We start from the raw sequence: 13841 nt of genomic DNA on the forward strand, positions 1-13841 counted from the left end.
GCCCGAAAAGCCGAAAAAACCGTTACCGGCGCTCCACGCTTTTCCGATCCCCAAAACCCCTCTCAGGCACGTTTAACGTCCCTTGGCGAGCCCGTCAAAACCCATGCTGCATTCAACGCTCACCGCATGCGTGCCAACAAAAACCCTTGGCACACATGGCACGCATGGAGAAAAAGGCCATGTAGGTCGGATCAAGCGAAGCGGATCCGACAGCGGTAGGCGGAACAAGGCCGTCCCGGGTGGCCCGCTTTGCGGGCGTATCGAGGGGCACAGCGCATTCCGCCATTCCTTCCTTCGCCCAAGACCGGGTAACTCAGGCCTCCGCCCCACCATCCGCCTTCCCGCCCCCCAAAGCCTCCACCAGCTTGCTGGTCAAAGGCTTCAGGAAATAAGACTCCGTCGGCATCAAATCCACCCGGATGCCCTGCGCCGTCAGCGCCTCGGCCACCACCGGCCCTACCGCCGCCACGCAAATCCTGCCCAGCGCCGCCTTCAATGCCTCGCCCTGTTCCGCCGACTCGGCTACCGTGATCAGCCGTTCCACCTGCGCCCGGCTGGTGAAGGCGATAGCGTCCACCTCGCCCGCGGCGATGTGCACGATCAGTTCGATCACTTCCGCATCGTGCGTGTTGTCGGCATACACGTAGGGCGCCACGGTGCGCACGCTGGCGCCCGCCTGTTGCAGGAACTGCGTCAGCGGCAGGTTGGGCTCGGTGCCGTAAAGCTGCACGCCCACGCCGCGCCCGCTCAGATCAAGCTCACGCAGTGCCTTGATGATGCCCGCCGTGGTCGCCACGTCCGCCGCGATATCGGGCTTCATACCCAGTTCGCGCAGCGCGCGCGCCGGTTTGGGTCCGCGGGTGATCTTGCGTACGCGCGCCAGGTGGGCGATGAAAGGCGTATGCAGCGCCGGCTCATGCTGCTCGATGCAGCTCAGCAGCCTGCGCAGCCCCTCGCCGGTGAGCACGATGAAATCGTCGCAGCCGCCGCTGTTGAACCAGCGCACCCACTCCAGCACCGGCGCCGGGTCCGGCGCATCGAGTATCCCCACCAGCGGGCAGCGCAGCACGCGCGCGCCACGCCGTTCCAGCATGGAGACGAATACGTCCAGCTCGCGGCTCTCCGCCACGGCGATGGTACGTCCCTGGAGTGGATGCTCCGTCATCTGCGCAAATTCCCGGTAATGCAGCGAATACGGTGAGGCGCAACAAGCCTAACGCATCCGGCCGGGAATGAAGCAGGAGAAAGAATGCGGGGCGAATTTCCGCCCCCGCAAAAAAATGGCGCCAGCGAACGGGGAATTCGCCGGCGCCGCCACTCGGACAGCGTCAAAGGGGGAAAGCCGCTGCCCTGCTACGGCGACCCAGGGAGGGAAGTGCCGTAGCCGAAGATAAGGCACCGCCCCGGGACGTAAGTTCGGCGCTTTACGTTTTTTAACGTCCCGCCCATTCCGCCGCTCGTTTTCTTGTACAACAGGCTGTATTGATTGAGGTTTACGGAACACGCAGCGCATGCACGCTGAACAGCTGTCGCTCGTCCGTCCAGCATGCCGCCGGAACATAACCGGCATCGCTGGCCAGCGCCTGGAACGAGGCGATGCTGTACTTGTACGAGTTCTCCGTGTGGATGCTCTCGCCCGCCTGGAACTCGAAACGCGCGTTGCCGATGCGCACGCTCTGCGCGCCGCGGCTGACCAGGTGCATCTCGACCCGCCCCTCGGCCTCGTTCCAGCGCGCCGCATGTTCGAACTCGCCGATCCTGAAGTTGCCGCCCAGCTCGCGGTTGATGCGGCGCAGGAGATTCAGATTGAACTCCGCCGTCACGCCGGCCGCATCGTCGTAGGCCGCGTTGAGCACGCGCTCTTCCTTCTGCAGGTCCACGCCGACAATCATCACCGCGCCCGGCCCGAGGATCTCGCGGGTACGTGCGAGGAACACCGCCGCTTCCGGATGGGTGAAGTTGCCGATGGTCGAGCCGGGGAAGAAGCCGCCCAGTGCACCCGGCGCCGCCGAGGCGGCAGCGGGCAGGGCGAAGTTCTGCGTGTAGTCCGCGCATACCGGCGCGATGCGCAGCCCGGGGAAGGCGCGCGCCACGCCGGCCGCGCCGGCGAGCAGATGCTTGCGCGAAATATCCACCGGCACGTAGGAGAACGGCTGTTCCAGCCGCGACAGGATCAGGCCCACCTTGCTGGCCGAGCCGGCGCCGAACTCCACCAGGCTGGCCTGCGGGCCGAGTAGCGCGGCGATAGCAGGGGCCTGCTCGTCGAGGATGCGCAGCTCGGTGCGCGTCAGGTAATACTCGGGCAGCTTGCAGATGCGGTCGAACAGCACCGAACCCGCCGCGTCGTAGAAGAATTTACAAGGCAGGGTCTTCTGCGTGGCGGAGAGCCCGGCGACCACCGCCGCCTCGAATTCCTCCAGCGTCGGTTCCAGATCCTGCAGCTGCTGTACCCCGAGTTGAGCCGTTGCTGCTTGAGCGTTCATACATCCTCCGCAAGGCGGAAGCCACTGAATTGCCAGCGTGCAGCTGGAGGAAAGAAATTGCGATACGTCGGCCGCGCATGGCCCGGCGGCGTGGCGCAGGACCGTCCGCGCAACACCATCTGGTTGACCATGAACTTGCCGTTGTACTCGCCCACCGCGCCCGGTGCCACGCGGAAGCCGGGGTAGGGCAGGTAGGCGCTGCCGGTCCACTCCCATACATCCTGCGTGAAGCCATCGGCGAGCGGACGCGGATGGACGCGAATCTGTTGATCCTGCTGCGCCTTCACGCCGCCGTGCAGGCGGCTCGCCACTTCCCATTCCTGCTCGGTGGGCAGGCGCTTGTGCGCCCAGGCGGCATAGGCGCAAGCCTCGTAGTAGCTGACGTGGCAGACCGGCTCGTCGTGGCGCAGCGGCGCATCGCCGTGCAGGGTATAGCTGATCCATGCGCCGTCCCGCTGTTCCCAGTACATCGGTGCCTGCCAGCCCTCGGCCTGCACCGTGGCCCAGCCGTCGGACAGCCACAACCCGGCGCGGCGGTAGCCGCCGTCATCGATGAATTCGAGATACTCGCCGACGCTGACCGGGCGGCTGGCGATGCGCAATGCTTGCAGCAACGCCTGGTGCCGCGGCATCTCGTTGTCGAAGGAGAAGCCGTCGCCGTCGTGGCCGATGTCGTGGATGCCGCCGGGAATGTCGAGCCAGCGCAGCGCCGGCGCGGACCGCTGCGCCGGAGTTGCAGCCGCCGCACTGTAAACGGGATGTAGCGGATTGATCGAGAAGGCGTGCTTGATGTCGGTGACGAGCAGTTCCTGGTGTTGCTGCTCGTGATTCAATCCCAGTTCCACCAGCGCGGCGATCGTCGGCGTGTTCTGTTCCAGCAACGCGCCCATCGCCGCATCCACATGCGCGCGGTACGCCGTGATCTCGTCCGCCGTCGGCCGCGTCAGCATGCCGCGCGAGGCACGGGCGATGCGCACACCCACCGCTTCGTAATAGGAATTGAACAGGTGGCTGAAGCGTTGGTGGAACACGCGGTAGCCGGGCTGGTGCGGCAGCAGCAGGAAGGTCTCGAAGAACCAGGTCGTGTGCGCGCGATGCCACTTGGCCGGGCTCGCGTCCGGCATGGACTGCACTTGCTGGTCCTCCGGCGACAGTCGCGCGGCGAGGGCCTCGGTGCGGGCGCGCACCGCGTGGTAGCGCTCGCGCAAGACCGCGCCGGAGACGCGCAAGGCTGGACCTGGTTGGAGCTTCCCTGCGTCCATGTTGGAGTTTCCGGGTCTACTTGACCTTGACGCCCCGCCAGAACGCGATCCGGTCCTTGATCTGCGCGGCGGCATCGGACGGTGTCGGGTAATACCAGGCGGCATCCTTGCTCTCGCTGCCGTTGGCGGCAACGGTGTAGTAATGCGCCGTTCCCTTCCAGTGGCAGACGGTGGTGGTATCGCTGGGTTTGAGGTAATCGGCATTGACCGATTCCACCGGGAAATAGTGATTTCCCTCGACGACGACGGTGTCGTCGGATTCCGCGATCACTACCCCATTCCAGACTGCGGTGGTCATTGCTGCCTCCTGCTTGGCCGCCGATCCGCGTCAGCCCTTGAAGGCGGGCCGTGGGCGGATCGTGGGTTCCTGCTGATGTCGGCGGGTGCGGCGAGAGTATCGCCGGGCCAGCTCCTCTGGATTATCGGACCGGGTCGTATGCCGAACTATGACCGGCGGTCCGGCGCATATGTTCAATCGTACGACGGATCGGTACCGCAACCCGATTCATGGAGGCGGCCCGCGGGATTGCAAGGGGGCCGCGAACGGCACCGGATTGGCCCGTGGCAGCCCTTGCCCGGAAAGCGCCGTGCGCTTGCCGGGCGACCGTCCGGCCGCCTTCCCGGCCGTTTCGCTATTCCGGTGCGCTGACCTGCACCTTCGACTGCTGCAGCCCGGCGATATGCACCTTGTGCTTGGGCTCGAAGTTGGGGCAGGGCCACATGCCGGCCTTCATTTTTTTCAGCTCCTCGGCGTCGTGGAAATCGCGGTAGGGCGTGAGGTCGAGGGTATCGGGCACCCGGGTCAGATCCTCGTCGCCGATGACCTTGATGTAGTCCTGCATGAAGGCGTCGTACGCCTCCCAGGTGATGCCCTCGGCGCGCACCGCGGCCTGCTCGGCGTGCAGGGCGATCTGGTGCGCATGCAGGTAATGCATGCCGAGCAGCTGGATCAGCGACTTCTCCACCGCCTCGTGCACGATCAGGAAGCGGTCGGTGAGCACCTTGCGCTTGCGGTAGATGAAACTCTTCGGCATGTGGCGGTCGATGAAGATGGTGTGACCGTCGATGCTGTAACCGGCGAGATAGGGAATGTCGTAGCCGCGCTCCAGGTGGGCGCGGGCGCGGATCGCCTTCACCGCGTGGTCCATCATGCTCTGCCCGATCAGCCATTCCGGGCGATGACCCTTGTGCATGACCTTCTGCACCGGGTTGAGCGCCTTGAGCATCTTCGGGTGTCTGTCCGTGCCGTGCATGCCGTGCTCCTCGTTGGATATTCGAATCTACGGTCTGTGAATCAACGCCCGGTGTCAGCGCGCGATGGACACGCCAACGCCGACGCGGGTGATGGAATGGTTGTAATCGATCAGGCTCTCGCCGTAACCCTGGAAGAAGGAGAAGGTCCAGAAGAAGGCCGGGTCGCTGGCGCTGTTGGGAATGGTGTAGAGCAGGCTGGCCGCGCCGTGCCCGGTCACCGGGTTCCAGCGGAACATGGCGTTGGCCAGGTGCTTGTTGAACAATTGCTGCTCGTAATGCAGTTCGCTGTAGCCGAAGTAATTGGTGATGTCCGGATTGTCGTCGCGGGTCGGGTCAGTGCGTGCCTTGCCCTTGTTCTCCGGCAAGCGCCACCACCATTTCCAGTAGATCAGGTGATCGCCCGCGGCCTGGAACGGCGCGAAGTAGATGCGGTTCCAGCTGCGCGAATCGGGTAGACCCTTGCCGTTGGACTCGTGTTCGATGCCGACGTCCGCGCCGAGGTGGAACCATTTCTCGCGGTCGGCGGGGATATAGCGGTAGAACAGCTCCGGGTTGTAATCGCTCTCGCGGAACGGCTTGGAATCGGGCGAGTCATAAATGTCGAAGAAGGACTTCTGGGTATAGGCCACATACAGCGGGACGCCGAACAGTCGCTGTTTCAGGCTGATCTGGAACAGCATTTCGGTCCGGCGGCCGTGGTAATCCTCCGAATACGTGACCGGCAGGATGTACATCGGCTTGTGCAGGGATAGACCCTTGCCGGCGGAGACGATCTGGTAGGGGTCGGTATCGGGCTGCAGCGCGTCGTGCTTGTGCTCCGCTGTCACTGCGCCGGGGACACCTGGCGCTTCCCGCGTCGATGCCGTCGCGACCACCGGGGCGATATCGGTCAGCCCGGGGCCCGGCGCAGTGACCGGGGCCACGGTGGTGCCGGTCACGGCCACATCCCTGGGTGTGGCCGGCGCCAGGCCGTTGCGCATGCTCCCGGCAAAGCCCCACGGACCGGCGACGGTGCCGCCGGTGGTACCGGCCGGGAGGCAGGCCTCGGGGGCCTCCTTCCTTTCCGGCGCGGTGCTGCAGGCCGCAGACAGCAGCGCCCCGAGGGCGCAAACTATGTTAAGAAACGTACGCATCGAGTCCCTTCCTTGAGCGTAACGAGAAGAATCAAGCTGGAAATCGAGCCGGACCTGATGTTTTTTCGTCGCCGGAATCTTTCAACAGCCCCAAAGCAACCTCATACAGCCTGAACGCCGTCTCAAACCGAATCCAAATTTAACCGATGCTCGCAGACATTGCCCTGCTCCTCCTCGCCGCGGTCATCGCGGTGCCGCTGTTCAAGCGCTTCGGCCTGGGCTCGGTGCTGGGCTATCTGGCGGCCGGCATCGCCATCGGACCGTGGGGCCTGGGTCTGATCTCGCAGGTCGAGGAGATCCTGCATTTCTCGGAGTTCGGCGTGGTGCTGCTCCTGTTCGTGATCGGCCTGGAGCTGCAGCCCAGCCGCCTGTGGCGCCTGCGCACGGCCGTATTCGGGCTGGGCGGCGCGCAGGTGCTGTTGAGCACCGTGGTGCTGGCCAGCTGGGCCATGATCCGCCACCAGACCCTGCCCGCGGCGATCGTGGCCGGCTTCGGCCTGACCATGTCCTCCACCGCCTTCGTGCTGCAGATGCTGGGCGAGCGCAAGGAACTGACCGACCGGCACGGCCGCGCTGCTTTCGCCATCCTGCTGTTCCAGGACCTTGCGGTGATTCCCTTCCTGGCATTGCTGCCCTTCCTCACCGCCCAGGGCGCGGCGGTGCACGACGGCGCACCGTTCTGGGTCGGCGCGGCCAAGGCCGGCGCCGCGCTGGCCTTCGTGGTCTTCCTCGGCCGCTACCTGCTGCGCCCGGTGCTGCGCATCCTCGCCGCCACCCAGGTGCCCGAGATCTTCACCGCCGCCGCCCTGCTCACCGTCACCGGCACCGCCCTGGGTATGAGCGCGGTGGGCCTGTCCGCCTCGCTCGGCGCCTTCCTCGCCGGCATGCTGCTGGCCGATTCCGAATACCACTACGAGCTGCAGGCGGACATCGAGCCGTTCAAAGGCCTGCTGCTGGGCCTGTTCTTCATGGCGGTAGGCATGTCCGCCAATATCGGCTTCATCGCCCAGGAGCCGCTGCGGGTGCTGGAAGTGGTGGCCTTGCTGGTGACCCTGAAGGCGGTAGTCCTGTTTTTCATCGGCCGGGTCTATGGCCTGCCGGCGCGCTCGGCGCGCCTGCTCGGCGTGGCCCTGTCCCAGGGCGGTGAATTCGGTTTCGTGCTCTTCGCCCTCGGGCGCAGCGCCGGCCTGTTCGATCAGCGCACCGACGACATGCTGGTGGTGGCGGTGACCCTGTCGATGATCGCCACGCCGCCGTTGTACGCGTTGGTATCGCGTTTCGGCGGCCGCGAGTCGGAAGATACACGGCCGTTCGACGAGATCGATGCGCCGGAGAACGACATCATCATTGCCGGCTTCGGTCCTTTCGGCCAGATCTTCGGACGCATGCTGCGTCTGAAGAAGATTCCCTACACCGTGCTTGAGCGCAACTGGCAGCACGTCGATTTCGTGCGCCAGTTCGGCAGCACCGTGTTCTACAGCGACGCCGGGCGCATGGAAGTACTGCGCGCGGCCAAGGCCGACAAGGCGCGCTTCTTCGTGCTGGCCATCGCCGACGTGGAGGAGTCCCTGCGCATCGCCGAGATGGTACGGCGCAATTTCCCGCATCTGCGCATCTTCGCGGTGGCGCGCGATCGCGCCCATGCCATGCAGCTGATGGACCTCGGCGTCACCGACGTGATTCGCCGCGCCTACGGCTCGAGCCTGGAGATGACGGCGGAGCTGCTGCGCGCCCTGGGCGAATCGGATGAGCGCATCGCGCGCGACGTCGCGCGTTTCCGCCGCCATGACCACGACACCCTGCTCAAGCAGCAGGCGATCCATCGCGACGAGCAGCAGCTGATCCAGACCGCCAAGGAAGCATCGAAGGAGCTGGAGCAGCTGTTCGAAGCGGATATGGAAGAGCAGGAAACCGCCGGCAGCTAGCTGTCGCGGTCCGCACGACGGGCAAAAAAATGAGCCGCTGGAACACCGGGGTGTTCTTCGCGGCCCAAGGCTCAGGGTCGTGCCGATGCGGGACTCGCCGCGCCGGGCTTAAACGTTCAGTCCTAAAAAATGGGCTGCTGGAACACGTAGTGCGCTCTTCGCAGCCCAAGGCTCAGGGCCGTGCCGCGGCGGACCTCCGCCGCGGGCTGAATCGAGGTCCTAAAAAATGAGCCGCTGGAACACCGGGGTGTTCTTCGCGGCCCAAGGCTCAGGGCCGTGCCGGTGCGGACCTCCGCGCCGGGCTTGACTGGACGGTTTGAGAAAGTGGGCTGCTGGAACCGGAGTTCTTCGCAGCCCAAGGCTCAGGGACCGTTGAGCGATGCGGCGGTCAGGCCGCACCGAGTGCCGAAATCCTTCCTTGCGTCGCCGGTGGGACGAGCCGCGGCTCGTTACCCACTTCGCGCTGCAGCTTCATCGCGGCGCGGATCAGCGCCTGCGTCGAATTGCCGCCTTCCGGGTAGCGGCTGCTGCCCACGCCCCACACCAGCCGGAAGCGCTGGCTCTCGCAAGGCACCGGGTTGTCGAGCAACGCGAGCACCTGCGCCATCGCCGTATCGATGTTGCGGTCGGCGTGCTGGCGCAGCAGGAAGACGAAACCGTCGTGCGACAGGCGCGCCAGCAGGTCGCCGTCGCGCAGCACCGGCGTCAGCTGTCCGGCCAGCGTCTTCATGATCAGGTTGACGCGGTCCTGGCCGACCTTTTCCACCAGGGCGCGGTAGCCGCGGATCTCGCCGTAGACCACGGCGAACGGCGGCGGCGTCCTGCCGCTGACAGTGATCAGTTGTTTCAGCAGGGTTTCGTTGAACAGGCTGCGGTTGGGCAGTCCGGTAATGGTGTCGTAGTAGGCCAGGCGGCGGACGCGCTCGGATTCGATGCGGCGCTTTTCGATGCGGCGGCGTTCCGCCATGGCGCGCGCATCCATCCGCGCCAGCAGCAGCACCGCGGCCAGCAGCCCTCCGGTGATCAACGCCACCGGCAGGCCCATCCAGTCGCCGCCGAGCAGGTTGCCGGGAGCGCACAGCGCTCCGCCGGGGAAGTGGGTGGCGGCCATGCCGGTGTAATGCATGCCGCAGATGGCTACGGCCATCACCAGCGCCGCGGCGACCTTGGCCGGCACCACGCGCCTGTCGGGCAGGTGCCGCACCGAGAAGGAGATGAACAGGGCCGCCGCCGAAGCGAACACGGCGATGGCCACCGAGGCGGCGAACAGCAGCGGATCGTAGCTGACACCCGGCTGCATGCGCATCGCCCACATGCCGCTGTAGTGCATCAGGCAGATGCCGGCGCCCATCACCAGTGCTCCGGCGACAATGCCCGACAGGGTGAGCTGGCTGCGGCTGATGATGTAGAGCGCCAGCAGCGAAACGGTGATGGCGGCGACCCAGGACAAAACGGAGAGGCCGAGGTCATAGGTGATTTCCACCGGCAGCCGGAAGGCCTTCATGCCGACGAAGTGCATGGCCCAGATGCCGGTGCCCATGGCCAGTGCGCCGGTGAACAGCCAGAAGCGTTCGCGGGCGCCGTCGAACAGTGCGATCCGGCCCCCCAGGTCCAGCGCCGCGTACGAGGCGAAGGCCGCCACGCAGTAAGAGGCGATGACCAGTGAGAGATCGTAGGTTCCGTTCATGTCCGTTCGTTATTGCTTTCGCGAATACCCTGGGCGGTGCGGCGATGGGATACAGAAGACTGCTTTTCCGGCCCGCTGCGGCGTCGCTACCGATGGGCGTACGCCGAGGCGTGATGAGCGGAAGAACGGCCGCCTGAACGGGGAGTCAACGGCTGCATCTGGCCGACAAACGGCGCGGCCGCGCCGCCATGCGCGGATCGGCGGCATCCGTGGCCGTGGCCGCGCGGAACCGTCCGCAAGACCGCCGGGACGGGGATTGCGGCCCCGGCGCCGGATTTCCGGGATAATGTGACACCACCTTCAGCCAGCCGAACAGGCATGACTTCCATTGTTCCCAGCGTGATGGTTGCGCTCGTCGCGCTGGGCATGGCCTTGGCCTTCATCTCCGCCGACTACCGTTCGCCAACCTCGCGCGCGCTGGCGCTGACCCTGGTGTTCATCGGCGTGGCCATCGGCGCCAATGTCGGCTTCCTGTTCCGCATGACCCCCGGCGCCGTGATGCCGGGCTGGCTGGCCTTGCCGGAGGGGGCGGCCCTGGTCGCAGTGCTGGAATTCGTGCTGCGCGTGCGCCGCACCTTGCCGGCAGGCGAGCTGGATGTCCGCATCGGCGACTACACCTTGCGCCTCGGCCAGCTCGCCGCGGTGACGTACTGCGTGCTGTCGCTGTTCTTCCCGGAGATCCGCTCGCGCGATTTCCTGTTCGCCGCCAGCAACACCAGCGTGCTGTACAAGCCCGGTTTCTGGCTGTTTGCCGTCCCCATCCTGCTCTCCGCCGGTTCCGCGCTGTTTTCCGGTGCGCTGGTGCTCAACCGGCGCCCCGACCGTGCCGAGCGGGTGCGCCTGCTGGCGCTTGGCCTGTCCACTCCGTTCTTCATGGCCGGTTTCGTGCTGCGGGTGGAGTTTGCCTCCATCACTGTTCTGTGCGGCGAGATGATCTTTCTGGTCGGTTCGGTGCAGTACCACGTGCTGCAGGGCCAGCGCGGTCAGTTCCTGTCGCGCTTCCTGTCGTCACAGGTGGCCTCCCTGGTGCGCGAGCGCGGCCTTGCCGGCGCGATGAAGCAGAATTACCTGGAGATCACCGTGGTGGTCAGCGACGTGCGCGGATTCACTACCTACGCGCAGGCGCATCCTTCCTCGCGCGTGATCCAGGTGTTGCGCGACTATTATGATGCGGTGGGCGAGGTGGTGGCCGCGTACGGCGGCACCATCAAGGACTATGCCGGCGACGGCATCCTGATCCTGGTCGGCGCGCCGATTCCGATGTCCAACCATGCCGCCGTCGGCCTGGCTATCGCACGTGGTGTGCGGGAGGCGGCGCGGGAAGTGACGCAGCGCTGGAGCAGCGAGGAACACCGGCTCGGCATCGGCATCGGCGTGGCCAGCGGCTTCGTTACCGTCGGCGTCATCGGGTCCGCCTCGCGACTGGAATACACCGCGGTGGGTCCGGCGGTGAATCTGGCCTCGCGCTTGTGCGAGCAGGCGGCGGATGGCGAGATCCTGGTGGATGGGCGCACGCGTGAACTGGCGATGGAGGTGCCGCTGGAGGCGCGGGAGGCGGTTGTGGTGAAGGGGTTTGCGGAGGCGGTGCCTCTGTATGCGTTGCCTGCGGCCGGGTAGTCCTTGCTTGAAGGCTTACGATTTCATTCCAGCCTTCAAGGCGGAACCGGGATTTCAGGCAGCGCGGTCAGTGCCTCGCGCGCAAGCGCGTACGCCAAGATTTCAGAGTAAGAAACCTCAAGGCGCTGCATTGCCTTGAAGCGACAACGAAACCTACTTGCTCTTCGCCGGCGGCTGCTGCCCAGGCACCACTGGCGTGGGGGCCGGTGCCGCGGTGCTGCTGTCGTCGCCGTAATCGCTCAGGCCGAGGTCTTCCGGGGGCGGGTTGCCGTCGTAGACCAGCGCCTGCCGGTGCTGCAGGTAGGCGGTGCGGATGAACAGATAGGTGTCGAACTGTGATTCCAGCAGGCTGTCCGAAGGCAGCGCATTGGCGCGGATGTTGACGCTGTTGAGGACATAGTCGACCAGGTAGTGGGGCAGGTCGTAGCGGCCGGGGATGTAATGGGCCGGCGCGGTGAAGATGTCGACGCCCTTGCCGACGATGTCGCGGTTGTCGCTGGGTCCCATGAAGGGAATCATCAGGTACCAGCCCTCGCCCACGCCCCAATAGCCCAGGGTCTGGCCGAAATCCTCGTCGTGCTTGGGCAGGCCGACGCGGTTGCCGACGTCGATCAGGCCGCCGATACCCCACAGGCTGTTGACCACGAAGCGGCCGGTATCGGACGCGCCCTGGCTGAATTTCGCCTGGAAGAAATCGTTGACGATGGTGGTCGGATAGACCAGGTTGGAGAAGAAGTTGGTGACGCCTTCGCGCGCCCAGCCCGGGGTGACGGCGACATAGCTCTTGGCCGCCGGCTTGAGCACGTACTGGTCGGCCTTGGAGTTGAAGGTCCACATCGCCCGGTTGACCGGTTCGAGCGGATCGGCCGGGTCATCCGCCGGATGGTGGGCGCAACTGGCCAGCAGCACGGCGACGGCAATGGAGCAGTAACGATGCATTCTGCCCATATGAAGCTCCCTATTCGAACCGCAAAATTTTGTCGAGGCCGAAGAACCGTGCGAGCTGGATGATCTGCTCGTTGGCGCCGCGGATGCTCAGATGCTTGCCCCGGGCCTTGCTGCGCCGGCTCAATTCCAGCAACAGTGCGAGGCCGGCGCTGTCGGCATTGCTGACGCCGCCAAGGTCCAGCGTGCCGTCGACACCCAACACTTCCGCCTGCGCCAGCAGCTGCGGCACCCGCGTGAAGTTGAGTTCGCCCTGAAGCGCGCCCTGGCCCGTGGTCACGGCTGTTATTTCCCTGTCTGGCTCAATTCGCTTTCGGCTGCGTGGCGTTCGCGCTCGAATCGGACTTGAACTGGCCATTCTGCATCCGGGCGATCACGTCGTCGAGGCTGGTGCGCTTGATCTCGGCATTGAGCTGGGTCCGGAAATTCAGCACCAGCGATACGTTTTCGACGTTGATGTCCAGGATCTTCCACTCGCCGTCGACCACATGCACGCGGAAGCCGATGGCGTAGGACTGGCCATTGTCGCGCGACAACGAGGTGTTGACCGCGGCCTCGGTCGGATTGAGCATGCGCGGCGGCATCCAGTTGATGCTGACCGACTTGTAGTTGTCGAGCATGGCGTTGGCGTAGCTGTGCACCAGCATGTCCTTGAACGCCGTGGCGAAGCGCGTACGCTGGTCCGGGGTGGCGTTGCGGTAGTTGAGACCCAGCACGGCCCTGGCGATGCCCGGCACGTCGAAGCGCGGCACCACCACGTCGTTCACCGCCTGATAGAACTTCGGCTGGTCGGCCTTGTACTCGGCGTAGTGATCTTTGATCATGCCGCGGATCTGGTCGGTGGTGGTCTTCAATGCCACGTCGGGCGCCTGCGCCGGCGTCGTGTCCGCCTGGGCAACCACGCCCAACGACGCCGTGACAGCCAGGGCGAGCGCAAGAAGGGGGCGGGTCAGAAGCTTGATCATGGGTGACGACTCCTTATTTTGATTTCGGCGCCGGTGTAGGCGCCGGCTGCGCGGCGTTCTGCGGTTGCGAGCTACCCTGGTTATTGTCTTTCTGCGTCATCGAGGTCAGGAACTGGCCGATCAGGTTTTCCAGTACGAAAGCCGACTGGGTGAACTTGATCTCGTCGCCGTTCCGGAGTGTCTTGTCGTCGCCACCCGGTTCCAGACCCACGTATTGCTCGCCAAGCAGCCCGGAGGTCAGGATCTTTGCAGTCGAGTCCTCGGGGATATTGGACTGGCGCCCATCGATTTCAAGGGTGGTCACCGCCTGAAAGCTGGTGGGGTCGATGCTGATGCCCTTGACCCGGCCGATCTTGACGCCCGCCATCCGTACCGAGGCGCCGATGGCGAGCCCGCCGATGGTGTCGAACTTGGCGGTAATGCGGTAGTTGTTGCTGCCGGTGCCCACCGTATCCAGGCTGGCGACGCGGAAGGTCAGCAGGAAGATCGCCGCCACGCCAAGGCAGACGAAAAAGCCGACCAGTATTTCCAGGGTTCTCGATTGCATAAAGCAAAATCCTCGACTCACAG

The 13841-nt window shown here is 65.3% G+C and carries 13 protein-coding genes; 2 read left to right on the plus strand and 11 right to left on the minus strand.

What is annotated here, in order from left to right; all coding sequences use genetic code 11:
- Positions 1-313: 313 nt before the first annotated feature.
- The 6 genes from BP26_RS0112165 to BP26_RS27595 all read right to left on the minus strand — a co-directional run bounded on the left by BP26_RS0112165 (position 314) and on the right by BP26_RS27595 (position 6132).
- On the minus strand, positions 314-1165 hold the full coding sequence (locus BP26_RS0112165) for a uroporphyrinogen-III synthase (protein WP_029920856.1): 852 nt from the start codon (positions 1163-1165) through the stop codon (positions 314-316).
- Between the two features lie 328 nt (positions 1166-1493).
- On the minus strand, positions 1494-2483 hold the full coding sequence (gene egtD, locus BP26_RS0112170) for an L-histidine N(alpha)-methyltransferase (protein WP_029920857.1): 990 nt from the start codon (positions 2481-2483) through the stop codon (positions 1494-1496).
- Positions 2480-3745: an ergothioneine biosynthesis protein EgtB gene (gene egtB, locus BP26_RS0112175; RefSeq protein WP_029920858.1), complete on the minus strand. Its 1266-nt coding sequence runs from the start codon at positions 3743-3745 to the stop codon at positions 2480-2482. Before egtB ends, egtD begins: the two co-directional genes overlap by 4 nt.
- A 16-nt stretch (positions 3746-3761) precedes the next feature.
- On the minus strand, positions 3762-4043 hold the full coding sequence (locus BP26_RS0112180) for a DUF427 domain-containing protein (protein WP_029920859.1): 282 nt from the start codon (positions 4041-4043) through the stop codon (positions 3762-3764).
- 334 nt (positions 4044-4377) lie between these two features.
- On the minus strand, positions 4378-4998 hold the full coding sequence (locus BP26_RS0112185) for a hypothetical protein (RefSeq protein ID WP_051748900.1): 621 nt from the start codon (positions 4996-4998) through the stop codon (positions 4378-4380).
- Positions 4999-5052: 54 nt separating this feature from the next.
- A complete protein-coding gene (locus BP26_RS27595; RefSeq protein ID WP_084183035.1) occupies positions 5053-6132 on the minus strand; it encodes a phospholipase A in 1080 nt (359 codons plus the stop codon).
- A gap of 146 nt (positions 6133-6278) precedes the next feature.
- Here BP26_RS27595 and BP26_RS0112195 point away from each other — a divergent pair, with 146 nt between their 5' ends.
- Positions 6279-8057, plus strand: a complete 1779-nt coding sequence (locus BP26_RS0112195) for a monovalent cation:proton antiporter-2 (CPA2) family protein (RefSeq protein ID WP_029920862.1) — start codon at positions 6279-6281, stop codon at positions 8055-8057.
- 388 nt (positions 8058-8445) lie between these two features.
- Here BP26_RS0112195 and BP26_RS0112200 read toward each other — a convergent pair whose 3' ends face one another.
- Complete coding sequence (locus tag BP26_RS0112200) at positions 8446-9744, minus strand: MHYT domain-containing protein (protein WP_051748902.1); 1299 nt, start codon at positions 9742-9744, stop codon at positions 8446-8448.
- A gap of 318 nt (positions 9745-10062) precedes the next feature.
- On the opposite strand from BP26_RS0112200, the gene BP26_RS0112205 reads away from it, so the two are divergent.
- The gene (locus BP26_RS0112205; RefSeq protein ID WP_029920864.1) at positions 10063-11361 is read left to right on the plus strand and encodes an adenylate/guanylate cyclase domain-containing protein; all 1299 of its coding nucleotides are present in this window, start codon (positions 10063-10065) and stop codon (positions 11359-11361) included.
- 153 nt (positions 11362-11514) lie between these two features.
- Here BP26_RS0112205 and BP26_RS0112210 read toward each other — a convergent pair whose 3' ends face one another.
- From BP26_RS0112210 to mlaD, 4 genes are read right to left on the minus strand one after another with little or no spacing between them, the layout of a single operon-like run.
- On the minus strand, positions 11515-12309 hold the full coding sequence (locus BP26_RS0112210; RefSeq protein WP_036516746.1) for an MlaA family lipoprotein: 795 nt from the start codon (positions 12307-12309) through the stop codon (positions 11515-11517).
- 10 nt (positions 12310-12319) lie between these two features.
- The gene (locus BP26_RS0112215; RefSeq protein ID WP_051748903.1) at positions 12320-12586 is read right to left on the minus strand and encodes an STAS domain-containing protein; all 267 of its coding nucleotides are present in this window, start codon (positions 12584-12586) and stop codon (positions 12320-12322) included.
- 22 nt (positions 12587-12608) lie between these two features.
- Positions 12609-13271: an MlaC/ttg2D family ABC transporter substrate-binding protein gene (locus BP26_RS0112220; protein ID WP_029920867.1), complete on the minus strand. Its 663-nt coding sequence runs from the start codon at positions 13269-13271 to the stop codon at positions 12609-12611.
- Positions 13272-13284: 13 nt separating this feature from the next.
- Positions 13285-13818 (minus strand): outer membrane lipid asymmetry maintenance protein MlaD, encoded by a 534-nt coding sequence (mlaD, locus tag BP26_RS0112225; protein ID WP_029920868.1) that lies wholly within the window; start codon positions 13816-13818, stop codon positions 13285-13287.
- Positions 13819-13841 lie beyond the last annotated feature (23 nt).

This window comes from Nevskia soli DSM 19509, assembly GCF_000711955.1.
Classification (GTDB): Bacteria; Pseudomonadota; Gammaproteobacteria; order Nevskiales; family Nevskiaceae; genus Nevskia; species Nevskia soli.